Source organism: Nostoc sp. (assembly GCF_054880495.1).
Genome location: NZ_JBTYKD010000336.1, coordinates 1 through 7862, shown reverse-complemented (window position 1 = coordinate 7862; position 7862 = coordinate 1). Strand labels below are relative to the sequence as shown.

General features: G+C 42.1%; 4 protein-coding genes and 1 pseudogene. 3 read left to right on the top strand and 2 right to left on the bottom strand.

Annotated features, from left to right (window positions below; all coding sequences use genetic code 11):
* Positions 1-188: 188 nt before the first annotated feature.
* Entirely contained in the window at positions 189-1826 is a 1638-nt protein-coding gene (locus tag ACYTXL_RS29280; protein WP_461927700.1) for a DUF1565 domain-containing protein, read from the bottom strand.
* Positions 1827-2063: 237 nt separating this feature from the next.
* Here ACYTXL_RS29280 and ACYTXL_RS29275 point away from each other — a divergent pair, with 237 nt between their 5' ends.
* Complete coding sequence (locus ACYTXL_RS29275; protein WP_461927699.1) at positions 2064-2567, top strand: hypothetical protein; 504 nt, start codon at positions 2064-2066, stop codon at positions 2565-2567.
* Positions 2568-2736: 169 nt separating this feature from the next.
* On the opposite strand, the gene ACYTXL_RS29270 is transcribed toward ACYTXL_RS29275, so the two are convergent.
* Positions 2737-5211, bottom strand: a complete 2475-nt coding sequence (locus ACYTXL_RS29270) for an EAL domain-containing protein (RefSeq protein ID WP_461927698.1) — start codon at positions 5209-5211, stop codon at positions 2737-2739.
* A 527-nt stretch (positions 5212-5738) separates the two neighbouring features.
* On the opposite strand from ACYTXL_RS29270, the gene ACYTXL_RS29265 reads away from it, so the two are divergent.
* Both ACYTXL_RS29265 and ACYTXL_RS29260 read left to right on the top strand, forming a co-directional pair.
* Positions 5739-6968 carry a tetratricopeptide repeat protein gene (locus ACYTXL_RS29265; protein WP_461927701.1) on the top strand — a complete coding sequence of 410 codons (1230 nt, stop codon included), beginning with the start codon at positions 5739-5741 and terminating at the stop codon, positions 6966-6968.
* A 221-nt stretch (positions 6969-7189) separates the two neighbouring features.
* Positions 7190-7771: pseudogene (locus tag ACYTXL_RS29260) on the top strand (Uma2 family endonuclease); the annotation flags it as partial.
* Between the last annotated feature and the right edge of the window lie 91 nt (positions 7772-7862).

The following is a 7862-nucleotide window of genomic DNA, read 5'->3' as shown; positions in this document are numbered from 1 at the left end:
AGGGATTGAGGGTGAGGTAAGCCAGGGACATAAATTGTATGTTATTTAATTCTTATTCCTAAGTATGAATTTACTCTGCCTCTAATTTAGAACCCTTTTTGTAGGGGCAATACCCTGCGGTCAGCTAAAGCTACATGAATTGCCCCGACAAGAATCATCCGATTTTGCAAAATAAACTAGTTTCCCAATCAAGCAGTCACAATATAAGGCGAGTCGATCGCTGCTACACGATTAGCATCTACCAAGGCTTGGTATACCATCACCGCTACCTCAGCGCGTGTAGCATCACGGGTAGGATTAAGTTGTTTTAGATTTGGGTGATTGACGATAATCTCCTTTTGGGTAGCCTTGATTACTTCATCCTTGGCATATTCGGGAATCTTTGCTTGGTCATCGAAAGTTTTGATGGCGGTTACACTATCAGCAGATAACCCCAATCCATTCACTAGGGAGACAATCACTTGCACGCGCTGGATATTTTTGTTGGGACTGAAGCTATTGTCAGGAAAACCAGAGAGGAATGAACCTTGATATGCCTGCTGAATTACCTTAGATGACCAAAAGTCTGTTGGTACATCTTTGAATTTGATCGCAGGGCGGTTTGGCGATGGGTTGAAAGCTTTTACCAGTAATGCGGCGTATTGTGCCCGTGTCATTGTCGCATCTGGTTTAAATGTGCGATCGGGAAAACCATTAACTATCCCTAATTTGACTAATTCCCGAATAAACCCACCTGCCCAATGATTATTAATATCGGTTAATTCGATAGTAGGCGTAGGTGTCGGAGTGGGAGTGGGTATCGGTGTAGGCGTGGGTATTGGTGTAGGCGTGGGTATTGGTGTAGGCGTGGGTATTGGTGTAGGCGTGGGTATCGGTGTAGGCGTGGGTATCGGTGTAGGCGTGGGTATTGGTGTAGGCGTGGGCGTGGGTATCGGTGTAGGTGTGGGTGTCGGAACCGAACTATCTGCAAACTCTACATTTCCTGTGACTTTAGACGCATCTATTTTATTTCCCACGGAAACCAGCTTGTTGGAACTGGCATTTTGCAAATCAAATTTACCGTTATTGCGTAGAGTATTGCCGCCTGGGTTATTGGTACTGCCGATATCTGGTAGGGCAGTTGCAATGACTGTGATCCCATCATCGGTATTATTTTCGCTGACATTATTACGCAATACGGGACGAGCATTACCAGAGATGATAATCCCAGAACGGTTTTCAGAAATTTTGTTATCTATAAGTGTGGGTGATGCAGTATCACTAATGGCAACACCAAAACCTGTTTTGAAGCAAGTGTTACCTTGAATTTGACCTTTAGAATTTTTAGCGATCGCAATTCCATTGGCTGCATTCTGACTAAACACATTACCTTGAATAACTGGGTTAGCCTCGCCTGTAGCAAATACCCCCTCCCGTTTACAGTTGGTGAAGGTGCTATTAGCAACAGTAGGGGCAGTTGATTCAATCCAGACACCACTACCACGGCTAGCCAGATTTGTGACAGTGACTCCCCGAAGTTCGGCTTTATCCAGCAACACAAATGTGACATTCTGACCAGCAAAAGTACGGCTCAAGTAGTTACCACTTCCTTCAATCAAAATGCGATCGCCTTTGTTTGCTTCATCACCCACGACTATCACGCCAGATGGAATAGTTAGCGGAAAGACTTCACCGCTAGCAGCATTATAATTTCCATCTGCCAGTTGAATCTTAGTGTCATCTGTAGCTACCTTAAGGGCTTGGGTAATAGTTTTGAAAGGGGCTTGTTGGCTACCAAGATTGGTATCGCTGCCTGTTACTGGATTTACGTAAAAACTTTTAGCCATATTTATACTTTAAAAAACACATAGCTATCCTAGCGCTAACCATGAAAGTGGGTAGCGGTTGATGCATTAAATAACTTAAAGTACTTTTGAGTCCCAAGTTAAAAAATTACGTAAATGCTTTTGGCTTTCACTAGTGGTCTGTCCCATTATTTTTGATAGGCTGCAAGATCCCCGATTTCTTGAAGAAGTCGGGGATCTGACCACCGCTAATCACTCAGAACTAATGACTTATGACTTATGAATCAAGATTTAACACAACAGTGGTTGACAGAAATCCAGGTACTCAAAGAGCAGATGGCGGGACTTCAACACGATCGCAATTCTGCTTGGGAAAGTGCCCAAAAATGGCGTCAGCTTTATAATACAGAAGCAGAACAACGCCGCACAGATGCCCAACTGTCCCAACAGGCGATCGCATCGCTGAAGGCAGACATACATAAACTCCAGGGTCTTGAGGGCGAGACTCTGGCTATTAGGACACCAGTAACAGCAAACCAACAAGAAATAGAACAACTAAAATCTGTGGAGGACTTGCAAGCTAAACTGATCACCGTGATCAAAGAACGCGATCGCCTTTTGCAAGCTTTGAAAACTGAGCAGGATAACCACGCCCAAACCCGCAATAGCCTAACTACTGCTTTGGGTGATGCTATTGATAGCTTGACACGGGAACGAGCCGCAGGAGAAAAAGACCCAAGAGGACAAGGCGACAAGGAGATAGGGGGACAAGGGGCTAGCTAACAGCACCCAATAAGCTTTCCATAACTCATTTTCATGTGTATGTAGGGGATAGCGCGATCGCTTCGCTTGTATTTGCTGATCTCAAGTTGACTGCTGTTAAACTTTTGCAGTGCCATTAAGCATTGACACTCTCAGGGCTAAAGCCGCTGATGGCAATTTACCGATGCCGCTATCCTTGTCTGAGATGAATATCACATGCCATTAATCTCTCTATCGACTTGCTATCCAGGGCTTGGGAGAGAAAATATCCCTGTGCGTACTTGCATTTCATCGCTCTAAGTTGTGTCATCTGTTCCCCCGTTTCTACGCCCTCCGCTATTACATCTTTATTTAGACTTTGGGCTAGACTGATGATCGCCTGAATAATCTCTAAGTTTTCTCCATTAGCGCCCATCTTGGTAATAAAAGAACGATCAATCTTCAAGACAGTACTTGGAAAACGGTGCAGGTAACTCAAAGATGAATAGCCTGTGCCAAAATCATCTAAGTGTAATTCAATATTCATCTCTTGCAGTTGCAAAATCATAAAAGTTGCTAATTGAATATTTGCCATAAGTACGCTTTCGGTAATCTCCAGTTTTAAATTGCTGCCTTCGAGTCCAGTCTCTTGGATAATTTGCTTAATTCGTTCAATTAGCGTAGGTTCTGAAAACTGTTTAGTGGAAAGATTTACACTGATTGTCAAAGGTGGGTCAGCAGGAAATTGTATTTGCCAAGCCTGCATCTGACGACAAGCCTCGCGCAGTACCCAATAACCAATAGGGATAATCAGCCCAGTTTCTTCTGCTAGTGGAATAAAGTTGTCTGGAAAAACTAATCCGTGTAGCGGGTGCTGCCAACGAACGAGAGCCTCGAAGCCAATAATCTTGTAAGTTTCTAACAAAACAATTGGCTGATAATGAATCTGAAACTCCTGGCGTTCAACTGCCCGTCGTAGATCCATCTCTAACTCTAATAGCTGCGTTACTTGGGTGTACATGGTTGACTCAAATATCTTATGGCATCCTTTACCCGATCTCTTAGCCTGATACATGGCAATGTCAGCATCGCGTAGGAGTTCCTCCGGTCGGGTGTAACTAGGATTGCTCAGGGCAATGCCAATGCTGACGCTGGTGAATACCTCATTCCCACTGAGTTTGAACGCAGATTTCAGAGCTTGGTGTATCCGCTCCACTACGCTTGTTATGTCATTAATGTTCTTGAGATCATCAAGCAAAATTGTAAACTCATCTCCCCCTAGACGGGCAACTGTATCTCCACCGCGCAGGCAACTTTCCAATATGCGAGCAAGCGCAGTTAGTAGTTGATCACCAATCAGATGACCGAGACTATCGTTGACTACTTTAAAGCGATCTAGGTCTAGAAAGAGAACAGCGAATGTATAATCCACACGTCGTTTTGCCGAGATGATCGCACGTTCTAGGCGTTGCAGAAATAAGGCGCGGTTTGGCAGACCGGTTAGTAGATCGTGAAAGGCATTATAAATTAATTTCTCCTCGGCAATTTTTAGAGCAGTAATGTTGCGAGCGATACTCAAAACAAAGTATACTGAACCATCGCTAGCCAATTCCGGCACAAGACGGGTATGGTAATGTTTTGTTTCCCAAGCGATCGCTAAACTGCATTCAAAGTCCACCTCTTGCTTAGTTTGGAAAACTTGCTGGAGGTGATGATCACATATCTGGCAAAATTCTAACGGCAGATTTAACTCTGCGTTTGTTTTGCCGACAAATGTTTCGGCTGATATTCCTGTAACGTTTTCAATAGCTGGATTAACGTAAACGTAGCATAATTGAGTGTTAAATCTGGAAATAATATCAGGTGCATTTTCAACTAGTGCTTTGAATTCTTGCTCACGACGCCCTAGTGTCTCCAATATCTGCTTACGCTCGGTGATATCCTGAAAGACCAAAACTGCACCTGTAATGTTACCATCGTCATCTTTAATCGGTGCAATACTATCATCAATTGGTATTTCTGCACCGTTTCTAGCAATAAGTATCGTTTCTTCTGGTAAATGGACAGTAACGCCAGACTCAAGGACTTGTCTAATAAGACTTTCAATTTTTATCCGAGTCTTTTCATGAGCAATATTGAATACTTCTGTTGCTTCTTTGCCAAATGCATCTGAATATTTCCAACCCGTCATTACCTCCGCAACAGGATTCATAAAAGTCACCGCTCCTAATGCGTCGCTAGTAATCACCCCATCACCAATACTTTTGAGTAAGGTATTCAGCCATTGTTCACTCTGTTTTAATTTTGTTTCCATGCGATGTTTGGATAGGGTAATTTCAATATTAAACTTTAATTCTTTTTCTTTGAAAGGTTTGATAATGTAGCCAAACGCCTCAGTTACTTTTGCTCGATCTAATGTTTTTTCATCTGCATCAACAGTAAGATAAATTACTGGAATATTAAAATTATTATAAATTATCTGGGCGGCCTCCACACCGTCCATCTTTCCCTTGAGGATAATATCCATTAAAACTAAATCTAGAGAATTATCTGCTGCTTTCTTAATTGCTTCTTCTCCAGAATCGACAAGCCCAAAAACAGTGTATCCAAATTTTTCTAGCCGATTTTGTATATCCATTGCCACGATGAATTCATCTTCAACAATTAATATATTTACCTTGCTCATGATTTTCTTTGATTGAGGGAATTATAAATTTTTAGTCGAAAATGTAATTTTAAACTCTACTCTGTTATGACTGCTAAAATCAATATTCCCTTTTAGCTGATTTGTGAGATCCTTTACTAATCCTAGTCCTAATGATTCCGTAGTCTGAAAGTCAAAATCTTTGGCAAAACCAACGCCATTATCACTGATAGTAAGTGTCTTAAGGGTCTTTTGCTCTCATGGTGAGTACGGCGAAGCATCTCAGTACACGGCTGAAACCTTGTTTTTTCGTCGCAGTTGACCTAAGTCAGAACGGCAAAATTATACTTTGTGGGGCTTTTAAAATAACCTTTCATAAAGGATATCTACATTAGTTAATTATTGGGAGCGTATATTTTCGGAGTCATGGGAAGACAAATAATAAATTTTGTTAAATAATTAAGTATATTTACGTAGCTAACTTCCAAAGATTTTCGCTTGCATAAGTTATGCTAATGTGGTATGCAATGTCAACTCACGCAACTAACTCAAAGCAAAGTAAAGTACCCATGCTCAGGCGCTTAATTGTGATTGTTACTGCTGCTATACTCTTTAACAGTTCCTTGACGCTGGCAGAGAGTAAAAAGCCTATAGCACCGGATAAATTTCCTCCTAGTCCCCTAGAAATTACCACACCCGATCCACTGCTGCCACGTTTGCCCAAGGATAAACAGTCGTTAACTCTCGAAGAACGGCAAAAGTTAGAACCAGCACTGGATGCCTTAAACCAAGAAGCAGCTGCGAAACTGCAAGCAGGGGAACAGGTGGCGGCGTTTGAAATTTGGAACCGGGAACTGCGCTTGCGACGCTTTTTAGGTTCATTAGCAGAGGTGCAAGCATTATCACGAGTCGGGGCGATCGCCTGGAAGGAAAACGACAGCCCAGAAGTACAATATATTACGCAGCGATTGCAAGCAATTCAAAAGCAGGCAGAATCTCAGAAAACAACTGCCAAAATTGATCTAGAATTGTGGCGATCGCTAGGTGAAGCTTACCAAAATGTGCGATCGCCTAAACTAGCTGTGGAAGCTTACAACCAAGTTTTGTTAATGGTGCGACAGCAAAAAAATCCCATAGCATTAGTAGAAATCCTCAAGACAATTGGGGAAATACATTTGAGTTGGTTTGATTATCGTAAAGCCGCCCCAATCTACGAGGAATTATTGGGTTTAGCGACTTCCCAAGGCGAACGTGTAAACGAAGTAACATATCTGCAACGACTGGCTGACATTTACGAGCAGACAAACCAACCGCAGCAGTCATTGAATGTACTTAATAAACTAGCAAACATTTACGTTAATGAAAATAATCTTACTGAAATACCACAATTAAAGCTAGCGATCGCTTCAGATTATGAATCTCTAGCCAAGAAAGATCCTAACTTACTGCTAGAAGCTTTTAAAAATTATCAAGAAGCTTATACCACTGCTTGGCAATTACAGGAATATGTTCGTGCCGGTGAAGCTTTGCAGAAGTTAATTGCGCTCTACCGTTCTCAAGGACAAACAGACGAGGCTTTACAGGCTAGCCAAATTCTTGTGCAGACACAGACGCAAGCCGCCAACTTTTACGGGATGATGCAAGCTTATGATCAAATTGGGCAATTGTATCTAGAACGCAAAGAGTTTCCGCAAGCACTAACAGCTTTTAAAAAAGGGTTAGAACTAGCGCAACAACTCAAATATGAGGAAGCATACTTTACTGGGAAAATTGAAAAACTGTCGAAAGCAAATTTGTAGCGAATATTAACGAAGTAGTATAGCGCTTCTCGTTTGTATGTAATACACTTTGACCTCTCTCCTTTTAGGAGAGAGGCTTTGAAATTACTCCCCTTCCCTACAAGGGAAGGGGCTGTTCTTGTTAGGTCTGTATTGCACTCAACTGAGAAGCGCTATATCGTTGAGGAGTAATATTTGTGAAGTCATAGTGTAAAATTACAAATATAATCTTGGTTGTCCCTATGACTTCCCTATCGACATTAACTTTACCTGACCACACCCAGTTACCAGACTCCGATGGTACGTTTGTGAAAAACTGGCAAGAGCATCCCCAAAGTATCTTACTCACTGACTCAATTCAACTTGTCATAGAAGACCTTCATTCTGATAGTCAATATTGTATTGGGCAAGATTTAGGTATCTATTGGCGATTGACAGATCCTCCTGAGAAAGGTGCTTCAGCACCCGATTGGTTTTATGTATCCAATGTACCACCGACCCTTGAAGGTAAAATACGGCGTTCTTATGTGTTGTGGAAGGAGTATGTCGCACCCTTGATTGTGTTGGAATTTGTTTCTGGAAACGGTTCGGAAGAGCGAGATCAAACGCCACCATCTCAAGGGGAAGGTGGAAATGTTGGTAAATTTTGGGTTTATGAGCAGGCAATTCGAGTGCCTTATTATGGGATTTATGAAGTAGCAAAAGCGCAAGTGGAAGTTTACCACCTAATTGATAATACTTATCAACTGATGAAACCCAATGAACGAGGACATTACCCAATTGTTCCTATGGGGGTAGAGTTGGGAATCTGGCAGGGATTTTATCACAGGGTAAGAGCATCTCAATTAGGCTTGACACAAGGATTCAGAAGAATCTAATGTAGGGTCAAGAAAACAAGAACTGAGAACTTGAATC

What these genes read in the sequence shown, in the direction of transcription:
- ACYTXL_RS29280 (WP_461927700.1), bottom strand. Translation starts at nt 1,826, where the DNA reads ATGGCTAAAAGTTTTTACGTAAATCCAGTAACAGGCAGCGATACCAAT.
- ACYTXL_RS29275 (WP_461927699.1), top strand. Translation starts at nt 2,064, where the DNA reads ATGAATCAAGATTTAACACAACAGTGGTTGACAGAAATCCAGGTACTC.
- ACYTXL_RS29270 (WP_461927698.1), bottom strand. Translation starts at nt 5,211, where the DNA reads ATGAGCAAGGTAAATATATTAATTGTTGAAGATGAATTCATCGTGGCA.
- ACYTXL_RS29265 (WP_461927701.1), top strand. Translation starts at nt 5,739, where the DNA reads ATGCTCAGGCGCTTAATTGTGATTGTTACTGCTGCTATACTCTTTAAC.